We start from the raw sequence: 15223 nt of genomic DNA on the forward strand, positions 1-15223 counted from the left end.
CTCTATGGTTAATCCGTTCAAGAAATACCGTATCGACTATTTGCTGTTTTCGTTGTCCGCTGGTTTTGTCTTGATCCTGGTCCTCGTCATTTCATTCACCAGCTATCAATATTCGTCCCGTGAGCTTGTGAGCAATACCTCCCGATATCAACGAGCATTATTAGAAGAATTGAACAAGCAGCTGAATATTTTGTTTGAAAATATTGAGCAAAGCTCTCTAACCGCCAGCAGAAGTCTGGAAATTGGGGGATTAACGCTTCCAGGAACGGCAGAGTATGAACGATTTCAAATGAAACGCAAAATGGTAGAATATCTTGCCCAGTTAACCTACAGCTCGCCGTCGCTTCATTCCATTGATGTATATATTCCAAACCTGGATGAGACCTATAGCCTGGAGGGTTACGCATCCTTACGGGATCATCAGGAATTATTGAATCAATCATGGTATCCCGCGATTCAGGAAACAGACAGTGCGTGGATCGGGCAGCATATCATGAGCGTGCAGGACAAGCCTGTTGAACTGATCAGCTTTGCGCGTAAAATATATTCCTATGCGGGGCAGTATCAGGGCATTCTTGTCATTCATATCAAGGCGTTCGCTGTTCAGGAAATATTGAAGGGCAGGACCGATCCCGGCAATGTAACTCGTGTTCTGCTCGATTCCGGGAACCGCTGGGTTGCCGGTGTAGGAGGGTTTACAAGAGATACCCCCATGGATGATTATTTATCGAACATAAACAGCTCATCAGGGTATATGCAGGTGCATGTGGAGAACTCGTCCGAGCAGTCAAAGAAATACTTGATGAGCTGGAGTCACTTTTATAATACAGATTGGTTATTGGTAGAAATGACACCATGGCGGCAAATTACAGCGGGGAGTATACGGGTAGCTGTTGTACTTCTCATGATCGGTGTGATTGGGGCGATTATTATTGTTTTCTTTGCTTTCTTTGTTGCCCGCCAGTTTACGAAACCGGTGAGCCTTCTGTTGACTGCAATGAGTCATTTTGCGGTAAAGCAGGAGGTGGTGAAGCTTCCGATTGATTATAGGAATGAATTCGGCTCCATGTTTATCGGCTTTCGAAAGCTAACGGAACATGTCATTGTTTTGTATGATTCGCTGAAGCAGGAATTCCGGCAGAAGAAGGAAGCGGAAATCGCCGCACTGCAGGCGATGATCAATCCGCATTTCCTCTATAATACGCTTGACCAGGTCAATTGGATGGCGATTGAGGCCGGTCAGGATAATATTAGTGATGTATTGGAACTCATGGGCAAGATGTTTCGCATCGGCTTGTCAAACGGTGAGAAATTCATCACAATACAGGACGAGATTACCCATATGACGTGTTATTTGAGAATCCAGCAAATTCGCTGGGGAGAAGGTTTGGAGTATGAAATTGAGATCGAAGAAGCATTGTTGGACGGGTATGTACCGAAGTTGATTCTTCAGCCTTTTGTTGAAAATGCGGTAGTTCATGGTTTCCACGGAAGAACGTCGGGGAAGATCGTAATGAAAGGCAAACGTGACGGTGACGATATCATTTTTCGAATTATCGATAATGGGGTAGGTATCTCGCAAGATTGGGCCGATAAGCCCAAGCGTAAAACGGGAGGCTACGGGATCCGCAACGTGGCTGAACGAATAGAGATTTACTATGGAGCCTCTTACGGCATTACCATCTTTCCGCTGTCTGCTGGCGGTACAGAAGTGACCATTCGGATGCGGCTGATCACGGACAAAGCGCAATTGGAGGAAAGGGGTGCATAGCATGTGGAGCATTGTTCTGATTGATGATGACCGTCAGGTACTTCGGAGCATGAAAAAAGCTATCCCATGGGAGAAGCTCAAGGCCGCATGTGCAGGTGAAGCGATGGATGGTGAGGAAGGTCTGCGTTTAGTGGAACAAACAAACCCCGACATCATCATCTCCGATATCTATATGCCTGTAATGAATGGTCTTGATATGATCAGCGAGCTGCGATCGCGGGGGTACAAGGGAAAGATCATCATTCTAAGCGGTTACGCTGACTTTGAATATGCCATACAGGCGCTGAGGCTCGGGGTTGATGATTATTTATCCAAGCCGGTTACCGTTAAGACGCTGGAAGCCGTCCTTAATGGTGCGATTCACCAATTAGAGGAAGAGTTGGCCAAAGAGTTTGAGCAGGAGGATCTGCGCAAGAAGCTGGAGCTTTATGAACCTTTTGTAGAGAAGGAGTGGTTGAAATCGCTCGTAACAGGAACAAAAACAACAGGTGAAATAGAGACGTTCGTACTTCGGCATCCTCAATTTACATCAAAGAGCCACGTGGTAATGGGAATTGAAATGGTTCGCACGGAACGGGTGTCAAAAATTAGTGACTGGAATTTGTTCCGGTTCGCTGTCATGAACGTTATTGAGGAAATATTACAAAAGCAGTGGACGGATTCGTCCTATATACAGTTGCACAGTAACCATGCGGCCATTCTGCTCCGCTTGCCCGCGGAAGAAGCCGAAACACAGCTTCTGGAGCAAGTGCGAAAGATCGGCAAACAGATAATTCAATATGTACATCAATATCTTCATATTCAGCTTCATATTGGCCTTGGTCAACTCAAACACGATTGGATAGATATCCGTCTCTCTACGGAGGAGGCCTTTGCAGCGCTATCAGCGAAAAGTTGTCCGTTATCCCTTGATACGGAAATATACCGATATAACTCGGAAGAAAAGCCGGGACAGCTGTCGAATAAATCCATGCTTCGAACGGTTACATTTTATCAGGAAATGGCCGAAGCGGTTCGCCAAACGCAATTGAGACGTGCCCGGGAGCTGATCAGTGTGTTTATCAAAGAGCTTGCGGAAACGGAGCATACAAAGCCTTCCTATCTGCAGCAGATCGCAGCTGAGGTTTGCACGATTTGTAAATATGCTTTATTTGAAACCGGAATTGTGATGGAGGATAAAACGGATTTATCGGAGTGGCGTCAGGAATACAGCTCTATTGTGAACAAGGATCAATTGGAACAGTGGCTGCAAGGGAAAATGGAATGGATATGCTCCTACGGAAGCATGAAGGACAATGTTAAGCATAAGCAAGTAATGGAGTTTATGCTGGAGTACATTCATGAAAACTATGCGCAGGACATTACGATATCCAATCTTTCGGAGAAGGTATATATCTCAAGAAACTACCTTAGTCACATTTTTCGCAAAGCTACCGGAGAGACCTTTAACAATTACCTCACCAGGGTTCGGATGGAGAAAGCAAAGACACTCATTCTGGAAGGAAAGCATCTGATTTATGAGGTAGCCGAAATGGTTGGATACAAGAATGTACCTTATTTCAGCACGCTTTTTAAAAAAGTTATTGGCGTGAACCCATCTGAATTGATCAAGTTATGACGTAATAGTGAGAAATGCGGGCAACTTCGGTAGAAATTGAAACAGATTGTGCATCTCTCTCGTACCCAAACATCGCTATGCTATGTACGATATAAATGTAAGCGATTAACTAACGAAAAGGGGAATTGGTATGAATGTAAGCAAAATGAGAAAGTATGCACTGATCGCATTTGTTTTAGTCATGGCGCTCTCTATTGCAGCCTGCGGCTCAGGCAAAAATGATACAATTGGGACTAATTCAACAAACAACGCAGCTAACAACAATACGGATCAGCCGAAAGAGGACAAGACAGTGGATCCAGTCAAGCTTCGTATCATGTGGTGGGGCTCGCAAACGAGACACGATGCAACAATTAAGGCATTGGATGAGTATACGAAGCTTAACCCGCATGTTACGTTTGAACCGGAGTTTTCGGGTTGGGACGGCTACTGGGATAAATTATCTACGCAAGCTGCTGCCAATAATGCGCCGGATATCATCCAAATGGACGCAGCATACCTGGCGGATTATGCTGCAAGAAACCAGCTTACTGAGTTAACAACTGTGAACTTAGCCAGTATCGATGAAGTGTTGCTCAACTCCGGTAAGGTACAAGACAAGCTTTACGCTGTAGCACTTGGCAATAATGCGTTTGGTTTGGCCTACAATAAGGAAGCCATTGAGAAATCGGGGATTGCCGTTCCTCAAAATGGCTTAACTTGGGAACAATATTTTCAATTCGGCAGAGATGTGAAAGCTAAGTTGGGCGATGGTCAATACGCCTTGATGGATGATTCAAAGGCATTGGATATGTACAGCCTGTACCAAATGTCCAAAGGCAAAGGCTACTATGTGACGGACGATGGCAAGTTCAATATAGATAAGGACACTTGGCTGGAATGGCAAAATATATTTCTGAAGCTGAGAGAAGAAGGTGTCGTTCCTCCCGCAACGCTGTCCGTAACAGACAAAGAATTGGACCCGAATTTGGATCTTATGGCGCAAGGAAAAGTTGTAATCCGCGGTTTGCATGCTGCTCAGTCTGTAGCGCTTGATACATTAAAACCAGGTGCAATGGGAATGGTGACTTTGCCAAGAGGGGAACATGGAGCAGGCTGGCTGAAGCCTTCCATGTTCTGGAGCGTAGCGTCCAGCTCTAAATATCAGATAGAAGCACAGAAGTTCATCGACTGGTTTATCAATGACCAGGGTGCGGCAGATATTCTGACCACGACTAGAGGGGTGCCAGTTTCCAAGACAGTTCTTGACTATATGGAACCAAAGCTGAGCCCTGCGGATATCATGGGAATTGATTTGATCAAAAACACGGCACCGATCGCTCAACCGTTCAAGACCAGTCCGAAAGGATGGTCCAACTTCGGAGGCAAGGACTATGGTACTATTGCGGAAAAACTCATGTTCAATCAAATTTCTCCGGAGCAAGCATGGGAAGAAGTTGTGAAGAAAGCCAAGGAGTACGGAATATAATCATATAACGGCTATAGATGCGGTGAAACTCCGTTCATCTATAGCTTTTTTTTCAGGCCGTAATAATGCTTGTGCATAGCTCAGGACGAGGTTAAAATGGAAAAAGATATAAATGCAAGCGAGTTACTGGGATAGATTTATGGGAAACGGGGGTTTACGATTCGATGCAGCCATCTGCGCACGATATTATTCGTGCAAGCGCTTTAAAAAGAACCTTTGGAAGAGGCCTCAGTGCTGTTACCGTATTAAAGGGCGTTGATTTATCGATTCCGTCGGGACGGTTAATTGCCCTGAAAGGAAGATCCGGCTCTGGCAAAACGACACTGATTAATTTGCTAAGCGCGCTGGACCGGCCGACGGAAGGCATGATTACGTTTGACGGCCGCGAATTGACAGCGCTGACAAACCAAGAGAGGGATATGGTGCGGCGCAAGGAGATGGGCCTTATTTTTCAATCATTCGCACTCATTCCTCTTATGTCTGCCTACGAGAATGTAGAGTTCATATTAAGAGTAGCCGGCGTACCCTCGGGCGGCCGAAAGGAAGCTGCGATTCAAGCTTTGGAGCAGGTAGGACTCAAGAGCCGGATGCATCACCGGCCGTTCGAGCTGTCGGGAGGCGAGCAGCAAAGAACGGCTATCGCAAGAGCGATAGCGCATAAGCCGAAGCTGCTGCTTGCCGATGAGCCGACCGCTGAGCTGGATAGCCGGACAGGCTTGCAGATTATGAAGGTGTTTCGCGAATTGGTAGAAACGGCAGGCATGACGATCATTATGACAACGCATGATCCTGCGATCATGGAAATTGTTGACCATGTGTATGAATTGGAGGATGGACAAATTGTCGCACAAGCTTAAACCGATGCTCGGCTGGTCTTTTGCGCTGCTTATCAGCGCTTCGCTCACAGGCTGCTCCCTGCTGCCCGCGGAGGAGAATGCTCTTAAGCCGCCGCTCGTCAAGCCGGCCCAGGAAAACTATCGTACCGTAATCGTAGAGAAGGGGACGATCTCGCAAGAAATTAACGGAAACGGCAGTCTGGAATCGACGCAGTGGGAAATGGCGCAATTTACCGGCCAAGGAGGCCGTATTGCGAAGATGCTTGTTACTGCAGGATCGAAGGTGAAGAAGGGCGACGTGCTTGTTCAACTGAATGTTGACGGCCTGGACATACAGTTGAAGGAGCAGCAGCTTAGTGTTGCAAGGGCTAAGCTTTCACTCAAGCAGGCAAAGGCCGGCAGCGATTCCGATGCCATTAACATCGCCCAGCTCCAGCTGGATATCGAGAATTTAAAGCTTGCAAGGCTGATGACGACTTACAATAGCAAGCAGCTCGTAGCCGGAATGGACGGTCAAGTAACTTTTGTAGAGGATTTAGAGGAGGGTGATTTTGTCGAAGCGTACCAGACGCTCGTTACGATTTCCGATCCTTCGAAGCTTCGCGTCGCCCTGCGCGTCGAGTCAGGCGCCGAAATCAGCAGCGTGGATGTAGGGTTTCCGGTCAAGGTTACTTTTGGAGAGGAGGAGCTGGAAGGCAAGGTCGTTCAGACGCCATCCTCCGCACCGGCTACAATGAACGAACAATTGCTTGACCGTTATTCGAAGACGCTTTACATCGAGGTGCCGAAGGTGCCGGCGGATGCATCGATCGGAGCGTTCGCCGATGTGAAAATTATTTTGCAGCAGCGCGAGGATGTTTTGAAGATTCCGCGCAGCGGCGTTCGCAGCTTCCTCGGCAGAACGTTCGTCCGAACGCTGGAGGATGGCAGCAAAATTCGTGAGATCGATGTAGAGACAGGCATTAAAGGCTCTACTGAAATTGAGATTACAAAGGGCTTGGAAGAAGGCGCGGTCGTTGTGCTGCAATAATAAGTGTGAGTAAGCTGTATACGCTTGGGAGGTTTTCGAGTGGCTTTGTTTGTCATGATTATTCGCAAAATGGTGCAGAACAAATGGTTGGTCGCCAGCTTATTCATCGGTCTGGTTATGTCTGTCGCCTTGGTTAGCAGCATGCCGATTTATTCGGAAGCCGTCTTGTCGCGGATGCTGGTCAAGGATTTGGAGACGATGCAAGCGGACAGGAACGTATACCCCGGCTCTCAATATAATAAACTTTTTTTTACGAAAGAAACGCCCGAGCAAATGAATCGGATTTTCACGAAGGTCGATAACTATATTCATAATCAAGGCTCGGCTGGCTTCCAAATTCCGGTACAGGAGCTTGTGACCGATTTCCAATCGAAATCGATGAAGATTAGACCGAAAAATGATCCCGATCCGAATACGAAAAAATCGGTGAAGACGATGACGCTGCGTTCCTTCTCCGGGCTCGAGGAGCATATCAAGCTGACGGACGGCAGGATGCCTGCTGAATTGCAGCCCGTAGACGGCGTATATGAGGTGCTCGTTACAGAGCGGGCGCTTATTCAATTCAAAACAGTCATCGACTCGGAATTTATTGTGGATGATGAAAAAATTGCCGGGGAAATAAAATTCAAGCCGGTAGGCGTATTCGAGAAAAAACAGGATGATGACCCTTACTTCCGGGATACGGATCTAAGCGAGCTAAGCAGCAGCTTCGTTATAAGCGACGAAATCGCCAAGCAGCATCTATTGCAGGAAAGCCGTATTCCGGTTGCTTCGGTTGGATGGTTTTTCGTGCTGGATTATTCGAAGCTGGAGCTCAGATTTGTCGATGATTTCATCCAGACGACGAATAAGATTCGCAATGTGATGTTGAATGATGTGACGATGTATCAAGTCGTATCGGAAACGCCCGCGCTTGAAACGATCGCTAAGTATCTGGAGCGGGCTGACCAGCTGAGAACACTAATGTGGTCACTCAATGTTCCGGTGCTCATTATGCTTGGCTTCTACATGTTTATGGTGTCCAATCTCATTGCTGACCGGCAAAAAAATGAAATTGCCGTGCTTCGAAGCAGAGGAGCCGCGCGTTGGCAGGTCGTTACTTCGTATGCGGTGGAAGGCATCATCTTATGCGGTATCGCCTGCGGCATAGGACCGCTGCTTGGCGTCGTTTTAACCGAGCTGCTCGGCGCATCCAACGGATTCCTCGAATTCGTACAGCGCGTTCGTCTGCCTGTAAGACTTACGGCAGAGGCCTACCGCTACGGGGCTATCGCATCCTGCATCTGCTTTGTCATTATGCTGGTTCCTATTATTATGGCTACGCGCGTCACGATTGTCGGATATAAGCAGCAACTGGCGAGATTGCTGAAATCTCCGCTTTGGCACAAAATGTTTCTTGATGTCATTGCACTCGCGTTAGCCATTTATGGGTTGTATACCTTCAGAAAGAGACTTGCGGATTTGCAAAGCTTAGGGCTCAATGCTACCGATCTGAACATTGATCCGCTGCAATTCGTCGTGCCTGCGTTGTTCATTATGGGGGCTGGTTTGCTGCTGCTTCGTTTATACCCGTGGATACTAAGGCTCGTATACTGGATCGGCAAGAAGTGGTGGCCTCCTTCCGTATATGCTACTTTAATACAGGTTGGCCGCTCCAGCTCGCAGTATCAATTTTTGATGATATTTCTCATAATGACGATCGCTACCGGTGTATTCAGCGCTTCGGCTGCGAGAACGATCAACAATAATACCGAGGATCGGATAAGATACGGCAATGGCGCGGAAATTGTGCTGAAGTCGCAATGGGTCAACGATGCGCCGCCGCCGCCTCCTCCGGGAGCGCCGGCAGCGGAAACGACTCCGTTGACTCCTTCCGTTATTCATTATTTGGAGCCCGCATTCGATCCGTTCAAAACGGTTGCCGGAGTTGAATCCGCGGCCAAAGTATTTACGAAGGATGTATCCTTCAGCGTGAATGACGGTAACGGAGCGGCCACCTTGATGGGGATCGACACCGATGAGTTCGGCGAAACGACCTGGTTCCGGGACAGCCTGCTCGACTATCCGATTAATGATTATTTAAACCTGCTTGCCTCTGATTCACAGGCGGTGCTTATCTCGAGAACGCTTGCCGAGCAGAAGAAGGCAAAGGCCGGCGATACGATTTGGGTAGGCTGGAGCGACGTGCCTCAGCAGCCGTTCAAGGTTTACGGCATTATTGATTATTTCCCAACGTTTAATCCGAATCCGGCTGTTGGAAGCGTCGATGTAAGCGAGGACGAATCGGTTGCCAATGCGCCTATGCTGATCGTTGGCCATTTGCCTCGCATACAGGTTCAGCTTGCGCTGGAGCCCTATGACGTATGGATTAAGCTGAAGCCGGAAGCCTCGACAGCAGAGTTTTATGAGAGCCTTACCGAATCGGAGCTGCCTATTACGAGCATCGTGAATACGAGAGAAGAGCTGATAACAGCCAAAAATGATCCGTTCCTCATGGCGTTAAACGGAATTTTGACATTAGGCTTCGTCCTCTCGATACTCGTAAGCTTCATCGGGTTCCTCTTGTATTGGGTATTGTCGCTGCGCGGCAGAACGCTGCAGAACGGCATTTTACGCGCGATTGGCTTATCGCTGAAGCAGCTTATCGGCATGCTTGGGGTCGAGCAATTGCTGACTTCCGGCGTCGCGGTGCTGATCGGCATTTTCGTCGGCAATATCGCAAGCCTGCTGTATGTGCCTAACTTTCAAATTGCCTTTAATCCGAGCAGTCTTGTCCCGCCGTTTAAAGTCATGTTTGATTCCGCGGATTTAATGCGAATCTATATTTTGGTCGGGTTTATGCTCATGATCGGTCTTGGCATATTGGCCTATATGCTGTCGCGCCTGCGCATTCATCAAGCGATTAAGCTAGGGGAGGATTGACGGATGATCCATTGCGAAGGGCTTGTCAAAATATACAAAACGGCCGACTTAGAGGTATTCGCCCTGCAAGGCCTCGATCTCCACATCGAAAGCGGCGAGCTGATGGCGATTATCGGCAACAGCGGCAGCGGAAAATCAACGCTGCTGAATATGCTGGGCGGCCTCGACCGCCCAACCGCCGGCAAACTGACCGTTGACGGCAGAGATATGCTTAAGTTTAAGGAACGTGATTTTGTCCGTTACAAACGGGAAAGCGTCGGCTTCGTGTGGCAGAACAACGCCCGTAATTTGATTCCGTATTTGACGGCGCTCGAGAACGTAGAGCTGCCGATTCTGTTGACGGGCGCCCGCAAGCGCTGGCGGGCGAAGGAGCTTCTCGATGCAGTCGGTCTAAGCCATAGAGCATCCAATAAGCTGTATGAGCTGTCAGGCGGCGAGCAGCAGAGGGTAGCCATTGCGATTGCGCTAGCCAATCACCCGAAACTTCTGCTGGCAGATGAGCCGACTGGCTCGGTAGATTCGAGAATGGCTAATCAAATCCTGGATTTGTTCCGCGAGTTGAACCGCACGATCGGCATCACCGTCGTGATCGTCACGCATGATCCGGAGCTTGCGAAGAAGGTTGACCGGGTGGCAGCGATACGCGACGGCAAGATCTCTTCCGAAATGCTGCGTAAACGCTCCTATGCGGAAGAACTTGCTGAGCTTGAGGAAGCGGATGACGAGGAAGGAACGCATGTCGAGTACGCAGTGCTCGACAAGGCGGGCCGTCTGCAGGTGCCGGCAGGCTATTTGGAATCTATTGGCGTTAAGAACTCCAATAAGCTTCGCGTGGAACTGGGCGAAGGGAGAATCGTGCTCCTACCTCCGGAGGAGAAGGAGTAGGCTGGCGGATACGGCGGAAATGGGGACGCTCGGCGGCAGGCTGACCGAATAGAGCTGGAAACTAGCTCTATTCATCACACTTTGGTTAATATGAGCCAAATAGATCTAAAAAGCAGCGCTATGGCTGGCGGATACGGCGAAAATGGGCACAAACGGCGGCGTGCTGACGGAATAGATCTAGAAACTAGATCTATTCCGTACATTTTGGTTAGTATGAGCCAAATAGATCTAAAAAGTAGCGCTATGGCTGGCGTATGCGGCGGAAATGGGCACAAACGGCGGCGTGCTGACCGAATAGAGCTAGAAACTAGCTCTATTCATCACACTTTGGTTAGTATGAGCCAAATAGATCTAAAAAGCAGCGCTATGGCTGTATGTATAAAAAAAGAGACTATCCTACCGCCATCAATGGCAGCTGGATAGTCTCTTTATTTGCAACCAGCTAAACCTGCACACGCTCTTCCTGTGCCAGCTTCGTATAATAGAGCTTGAAAATAAGATCCTGATTGTAATTGCCGAAGCCGGAGCCGAACAGCGTGACGCCGCCGATATGCTCGGCATCCTCGAGGATGGCAATGCGGAACGTCCAGTGGCTGTTGCTTATATCGATCTGATCGAGATTCACGTTGGAAAGCCGGAGACCGTCCATGTATGTGCCGTCCTTCTTGATAATAAGCCGTTTCAGCAAGCCGAATTGGTTGACATCGTCGAACCACCATGAAGGATTCAGCTTTCCTTTGCCGCCATAATCGGCCGGACTCGTCCAACTGCCGACGTTAACGCCATTGAAGAAGAAAGTAAGGTCAGACGGCCAGTTCATGTTGGTAAGCGGCGCTTCGGAAGAGATTTCCATGGAAATTTCCAGCTCCTCCGGATTTTCGCTGCTTAATAGGAAGTTCGGAATTTTGTATTCAATGTAGCCTTGCGAGAACCATAAAATTTTCGCATTAACCCGATCAGGGTCAAGGAAGTAGCGAGGGTCATCGAAAATGCCAATGACTTTCTCGGTCGTACAAATGCCGCATGTAGGCACGATGCTCAAATCGGTGTAGTGGCCGATCGAGACCTCGGTTCTTCTGGATTCGCGATGAACGACGTCCTTACGCGGGAAAGTGATCTCAAGTCCGTCCATTTGGAGCGAGCATACCTTCTGGGCGGCTCCGCCCTTGCCTGGCGTCATCTCGGAGCGGATAATTCCCGCCTTTTCCAGCTTTTTGACATGCATGGTCATAATCGCGCTGCTTAAGCCTATCGCTTCGGCAAGCTCACGAATATTCATCGATTTTTTAGATAACAAATGAATAATTTGGATTCTTACATTACTTGATATAGCCTCGAATACAGGCAGGCTTTGCTCAGAAAGATCGATTTTCAATGGATAACCCCCGGTGAACATTATTATTAATACATATGTGAATGATTAGTGTGTATACAGACTGTAATATACATGAAAACTGTCGAAACCACAAGGTATATTGCAATGTATAGTGCACTGTTTCATCAAAAAGATAACTTAAGTATAAATTAATTTGCTTTATAGTTTACATGTTTGGGTTATCGTATTTTTCTCTTTGGAGCTATAAAACAGTTGACTTTTTGGTAGCATAACTAATAATAAAATATATAACAAAATTCGTGTTGAAAAGAAAGGCGGCATTGGCATGCAAATCGACTTGTCGAATAAAACAGCTCTAATTACAGGTGCATCCGGCGATTTGGGTCGAGTGATGGCTCGAACTCTCGCAGTCTGCGGCGCTAACATTGTGCTGCATTATAATAATAACGAAGCGAAGACGAAGGAGCTGCAGCAGGAGATTGCCGCTTTGGGCAGACGAGCGATCATCGTTCAGGCGGATATTACGAATGAGCAGCAAATTTATGCGATGAAGGATAAGGTTACGGAGGAGCTTGGTCATGTCGATATCGTAGTAGCTAACGCGGTTATCCAATATCAATGGACAAGCGTATTGGAGCAGCCGGTTTCCGATTATGTCAGTCAATTCGAGTCCTGCGTCATGCAAAGCGTTTATTTGGCAAAAGCGTTCGTTCCCGCTATGATGGAGCGCAAAGGCGGAAGAATCATTGGCATTAATACGGAATGCGCGATGCAGAACTTCCCCGGCCAATCGGCCTATACGGCGGGCAAACGCGGGATGGACGGCATCTACCGCGTGCTGGCGAAGGAAGCGGGCGAGCATCAGATTACGGTTAATCAGGTTGCTCCGGGGTGGACCATCAGCGATCGCGACCGGGCAAGCGGCAACGAAGAGAACGTAAGCTACTCGCAGAACGTTCCGCTCAAACGCAGAGGTACCGATCAAGAAATCGCTAATACGGTCGCTTTCTTGGCATCGGACCTGGCAAGCTTCATTACAGGCGCCTACATTCCTGTAAATGGCGGAAACGTGATGCCGGCTATTTAGATGGGAGACTACTAGCGATGGGCGTAAGGAAACGATTTTGGCGCATATGGGCGGCTTTTGGAGGTATGCGGATGGAAAGGAAGCTGTTTCTTGTTTTCCTGCTTCTTATTACGCTGCCTCTATCGTATGTTCGAGCATATCCGGTTAGCCGATTTCAATACGTACGCGGACAAGCGTTACGGCATCGCGACCGGGGCCTCGACGACGGGCATCGTTTATAACAAAAAAGCTTTCGCGGCGGGCGGCAGGGCTGCCATGTATTTAATGGGCAACTGGGTCATTTATTCAGGAGTGGAACGTTGGTCCTGATTTAAAGGCTGTCTTCGATTAATACAATGAGAGCTGGAGGAAGCAAGAACCATTACCGAAAGCTAAGGTGGAGTACTCCCATGTCAAAGAAAGTCACGATGCAGCAAATAGCCGGTTATTTGGGCGTATCCAAGTTTGTCGTTTCGAAGGCGCTGTCCGGTAAAGGAGGCGTTAGCGAGACGACGAAGGAGCGGGTTATTCAGGCGGCGTCCCAGCTCGGTTATTTTTCGCAAAAAAATGCCTATGTCAAAACGATGAAGCTGGAGCAGCTGCCAAAGGTTCCCGCGGCGGGCAAGCAATCCGTGCTCGTGCTCATGCCGAATATCCGGTTTCGGACGAAGGAATCGGCGTACTGCGGGCGCATACTTGACGGAATCGCCTCCCGGTTGGAGGCGGACGGCTTCGGCATGGTGATCGTATCCGAGCAGAGCGTCGATCATTTTCTGCATTTTTTAAATCCGAACGGCATATTGGGGCTGATCGGCGTAGGAGAAATTTCGACCGCGCTGCTGCTGGAGGTGCATCGGATCGGTCTGCCGATGGTGCTCGTCGATCATGAGGACATGCTTATTCCAAGCGACACCGTGTTCACGAATAACTATGAATCGATGTACCGGCTGACGAAGCATTTGATCGGGAGCGGTCATAAGCAGCTGTGCTTTATTGGAGATATTGCTTACTCGAGGAGCTTTAAGGACCGTTTTCTCGGCTTCCGAAGCGCACTGGAGGAAGAGGAATCGGTTGGAGACGCAAGGGATTGGTCGCTTTCCGTGAAGGGCTTCGAGCACGAACATTTCGAAGAGCCGATCAGGCAGTGGGCAGCGAAGAAGCAGAAGCTCAAAACACTGCCTACGGCGTTGCTGTGCGCCAATGACATGATCGCGATCGGCGCAGTGCATGCGTTGGAGGGGCTCGGCATAGCGGTGCCCGGCGACGTATCGGTAACGGGTTTCGATAACATCGAGCACGCCTACAAGATGACGCCTGCGCTCACGACGGTCCACGTGCCTAAGGAGCTGCTTGGCCGCCGTGCGGTAGAGCGCCTGCTCGGGCGTATCGCGGGTCAATCGAACCCGATGGAGAAGCTGCTCCTTGCCGGAGAGCTGCTGTACCGGGAGTCGACAGGCCCGGCGAATGGATAGGATCGCGGCTGCGCGGGGAGGTGTGCTTTTGTGCTCGCTTGCTTGCTCGGCCGCTTTTTTTTATTTGGCTGGACGTCCACCTAGCAATGCTGGCCCGTCGGCATGCGCGTATGCTGGCATAGCTGAAAGCCTGTTCGCAGATTCGGCGGTATGGGAGCCTGCTGGTCCGACTGTATGTGCGTCTGCTGCAGAAAGTGCATTGTAGCAGGCGGGCGAGGTGATAATCTAACATTCTGCTGTATAGAGTGCAAATTAGACAAAAGGAGGGACACGTCATAGGAGTAATTGGAGAGGGAAAGCCGCCATCATGGAATAAGGCAACCTCAGTGTAGAAGTTACCGCTTTTTGTTCCGGTTCCCTTTGGGGCGTTTGGCCAGGGTAGAACCGTTATCCGTATCCGAGCCGTTTGCTGCATTCCGAGTTGAATTTGCGCTGACTGAGGAAACGGTATCGCTGAAGGTACCGCTTCCGCCTGACGAAACAGAGGTTTGAGTAGGGGCGGACAACGCTTATCGTTGCCCACCGTCTGTCGACGATTCGCGACGCTGACCGCATCGTCGTCATGAAGCATGGCCGTATCGTCGAGGTCGGCACCTTCAACGAGCTGATGGCGAGGAAGGGCGAGTTTTACAATTTGAAGCAGCTTCAATTGTAAGAGGATGAACTGCAGGTACTTCATATATAAATAGTAAAAGTGACTAGCATCTTTTATGCTTAGTCACTTTTTTTTGTGTGCGCCACGCATGGCGATTAACTAGGTGGTGAAAGTCCACTGTGGGGGCTTGTAGTTGCCAACCACTAGCCAAGAGCAAGGGTGTC

General features: G+C 49.0%; 12 protein-coding genes. 11 read left to right on the forward strand and 1 reads right to left on the reverse strand.

The features are described 5' to 3' along the window. Positions 1–4 precede the first annotated feature (4 nt). The 7 genes from L1N85_RS21130 to L1N85_RS21160 all read left to right on the forward strand — a co-directional run bounded on the left by L1N85_RS21130 (position 5) and on the right by L1N85_RS21160 (position 10530). Positions 5–1771 carry a cache domain-containing sensor histidine kinase gene (locus tag L1N85_RS21130; RefSeq protein WP_235241029.1) on the forward strand — a complete coding sequence of 589 codons (1767 nt, stop codon included), beginning with the start codon at positions 5–7 and terminating at the stop codon, positions 1769–1771. 1 nt (position 1772) lies between these two features. Continuing rightward, entirely contained in the window at positions 1773–3389 is a 1617-nt protein-coding gene (locus tag L1N85_RS21135) for a response regulator (protein WP_235241030.1), read from the forward strand. Positions 3390–3519: 130 nt separating this feature from the next. Further along, a complete protein-coding gene (locus tag L1N85_RS21140; RefSeq protein WP_235241031.1) occupies positions 3520–4857 on the forward strand; it encodes an ABC transporter substrate-binding protein in 1338 nt (445 codons plus the stop codon). Between the two features lie 164 nt (positions 4858–5021). Then, positions 5022–5714, forward strand: a complete 693-nt coding sequence (locus L1N85_RS21145; protein WP_235241032.1) for an ABC transporter ATP-binding protein — start codon at positions 5022–5024, stop codon at positions 5712–5714. Then, positions 5689–6723 carry an efflux RND transporter periplasmic adaptor subunit gene (locus tag L1N85_RS21150; RefSeq protein ID WP_235241033.1) on the forward strand — a complete coding sequence of 345 codons (1035 nt, stop codon included), beginning with the start codon at positions 5689–5691 and terminating at the stop codon, positions 6721–6723. Before L1N85_RS21145 ends, L1N85_RS21150 begins: the two co-directional genes overlap by 26 nt. A 39-nt stretch (positions 6724–6762) precedes the next feature. Continuing rightward, positions 6763–9645 carry an ABC transporter permease gene (locus L1N85_RS21155; RefSeq protein ID WP_235241034.1) on the forward strand — a complete coding sequence of 961 codons (2883 nt, stop codon included), beginning with the start codon at positions 6763–6765 and terminating at the stop codon, positions 9643–9645. Positions 9646–9648: 3 nt separating this feature from the next. Continuing rightward, positions 9649–10530: an ABC transporter ATP-binding protein gene (locus tag L1N85_RS21160; RefSeq protein WP_235241035.1), complete on the forward strand. Its 882-nt coding sequence runs from the start codon at positions 9649–9651 to the stop codon at positions 10528–10530. Positions 10531–10972: 442 nt separating this feature from the next. Here the strand turns inward: L1N85_RS21160 and L1N85_RS21165 are convergent, their stop codons facing one another. Beyond that, positions 10973–11905 carry an ArsR/SmtB family transcription factor gene (locus L1N85_RS21165; RefSeq protein ID WP_235241036.1) on the reverse strand — a complete coding sequence of 311 codons (933 nt, stop codon included), beginning with the start codon at positions 11903–11905 and terminating at the stop codon, positions 10973–10975. A 286-nt stretch (positions 11906–12191) separates the two neighbouring features. Between L1N85_RS21165 and L1N85_RS21170 the strand changes: the two genes are divergently transcribed. From L1N85_RS21170 to L1N85_RS21185, 4 genes are all read left to right on the forward strand, one after another. Next, entirely contained in the window at positions 12192–12953 is a 762-nt protein-coding gene (locus tag L1N85_RS21170) for an SDR family NAD(P)-dependent oxidoreductase (protein ID WP_235241037.1), read from the forward strand. A 90-nt stretch (positions 12954–13043) separates the two neighbouring features. Next, positions 13044–13262 (forward strand): hypothetical protein, encoded by a 219-nt coding sequence (locus L1N85_RS21175; RefSeq protein ID WP_235241038.1) that lies wholly within the window; start codon positions 13044–13046, stop codon positions 13260–13262. Positions 13263–13342: 80 nt separating this feature from the next. Then, a complete protein-coding gene (locus L1N85_RS21180) occupies positions 13343–14404 on the forward strand; it encodes a LacI family DNA-binding transcriptional regulator (RefSeq protein ID WP_235241039.1) in 1062 nt (353 codons plus the stop codon). A 369-nt stretch (positions 14405–14773) separates the two neighbouring features. Next, the gene (locus tag L1N85_RS21185) at positions 14774–14896 is read left to right on the forward strand and encodes a DUF810 domain-containing protein (protein ID WP_235241040.1); all 123 of its coding nucleotides are present in this window, start codon (positions 14774–14776) and stop codon (positions 14894–14896) included. Positions 14897–15223 lie beyond the last annotated feature (327 nt).

The sequence above is a fragment of the Paenibacillus alkaliterrae genome (assembly GCF_021532375.1).
Classification (GTDB): Bacteria; Bacillota; Bacilli; order Paenibacillales; family Paenibacillaceae; genus Pristimantibacillus; species Pristimantibacillus alkaliterrae.